The 1799-nt window shown below is 60.9% G+C and carries 2 protein-coding genes; both read right to left on the reverse strand.

Annotated features, from left to right (window positions below; genetic code table 11):
- Positions 1-129: 129 nt before the first annotated feature.
- Positions 130-996 carry a crotonase/enoyl-CoA hydratase family protein gene (locus B3Q33_RS10945; protein WP_272975172.1) on the reverse strand — a complete coding sequence of 289 codons (867 nt, stop codon included), beginning with the start codon at positions 994-996 and terminating at the stop codon, positions 130-132.
- Between the two features lie 13 nt (positions 997-1009).
- A complete protein-coding gene (locus B3Q33_RS10950; RefSeq protein WP_272975171.1) occupies positions 1010-1768 on the reverse strand; it encodes a helix-turn-helix domain-containing protein in 759 nt (252 codons plus the stop codon).
- Between the last annotated feature and the right edge of the window lie 31 nt (positions 1769-1799).

The following is a 1799-nucleotide window of genomic DNA, read 5'->3' on the forward strand; positions in this document are numbered from 1 at the left end:
TTCGAGTTGCGAAAAGCAAAACCGGTGGTGCTTTTCGCAACTCGTTACTCGCTCCTCGAAACTGCTTTCCCTCCTCAAGCGGCGCCCCTACAAAACACGGGCTTCGCAGAAAATATTCCGGGCGTCCTGTTAACCAAGCTCTGGCTCATGCCAGAAATCGAACTGTGTCGGAATATCCGCCAGTGGCGTTTCGAAGCGCGGTTCGCGTTTTTCCAGGAAGGAGGTGAAGCCGTCGCGGCCGTCCCAGAATTCGTTGGACCAGTAGATCATTTTTGATTCCACCGCATGGGCCTGCATGGGGTGGGCAAAGTTGGGGTTACGCCAGAGCATCTGTTTGGCCAGCGCCGCCGCTACCGGGGAACTCTTGGCGATCATCTTGCGGGCAATGCAGCGAGCCACATCCACCACTTCACCCTTGTCATGGGCACTGTGGAACAGCCCGGCCTCCACGCCTTCTTCGGCCATGAAGATATCACCGCTGATGACCCATTCCATGGCTTTCTGAATACCCACCACCCGCGGCAAGAACCAGGAGGAACAGGCTTCCGGGGTCAGCCCCCGCTGGGTGAAGACAAAACCGATCTTGCTGTTGGCCGCCACCAGGCGAATATCCATGGGCAGGGTCATGGTGATACCCACGCCTACGGCGGCGCCATTAATTGCGCCAATCACCGGTTTGCGGCAGTTGTAGATAGCCAGAGACACCTCGCCACCGGAGTCACGAATCTGCTCCAGGGGCGGATCCATACCCTCGGCCTCGTCGTAGCCGAACACATTGCCGCCCTCTTCCGGCTGCATTTCCATGCCGGCACAGAACACCTTGCCGGCACCGGTAACGATCACCGCCCGCACCGCGTCATTCTGATCCGCTTCGCCAAAGGCATGCACCAGCTCATCCTTCATACGCAGGGTAAAGGCGTTGAGCCGGTCCGGGCGATTCAGGGTAATGGTAAGGATGTTTTCATCCAGATCAGTGCGAATATGCTGGTAATCCATGGAGCCTCCATAATTATTCTTTCAGGTGCACGACCTGCACCGGCAGACCCCGAGCATACCGCGATGGCAGGGCGTCGAACATGGCGCGCAGGGTGCGATTGAGATGGGGTTGGTCGTAAAAGCCGGCAGCCACCGCCAGGTCGGTGAAATTCATGCCGCTACGCCATAATGCCAGCGCTCGCTGACACTTGAGATGCAGCTGATAACGCTTGAGGGATACGCCGAGCTGTTCGCGAAACAGATGCCGGAATCGGGAGGCAGACAGGTTGGCGTGCGCCGCCAGGGCATCCATGGAAGGCACCGCCTCCCCGGCACGCATCAGGCTGCAGGCATCGGCGATACGCGGGTCCAGCGGCAAGGGGTCAGCCACGCCGCGCAGGCCGTGCAGAAATTGCCGTGCCTGACTCTCGCTGCCAGTCTGCACCAGGGCCGCAATCTGTTCACCGCACCAACGCTGCTGCTGTTCATCCAGCCCGTCCAGACGGCACAGGGCCCGCCAGGCCGGTTCATCCGGATCCAGGTGAACCACCGCCACCGGCCCCTGGCTGTTCAGACTCTGGGGCACATCCGGCGGCACCAGCACCACCCGCTTCTGGCACAGACGCCCCTCCACGGTGACCCGAATCGGCTGCTCCAGCCCCACCAACAGGGATGCGGCCACATGCTGGTGGGGCTGGTTGTCGATGGCAGGCATCACCATCAGCCAGCCCCCCTGCCAGAGAAACAGGGGGGTTAGCGGCACATCCGGTAAGGGTGGGGTGTTGTCATCCATAACCGCCGATCATGCCCGCCCGTGAACGGGC

This window comes from Alcanivorax sp. UBA3183, from assembly GCF_002364155.1.
GTDB classification, from domain to species: Bacteria; Pseudomonadota; Gammaproteobacteria; order Pseudomonadales; family Alcanivoracaceae; genus Alcanivorax; species Alcanivorax jadensis.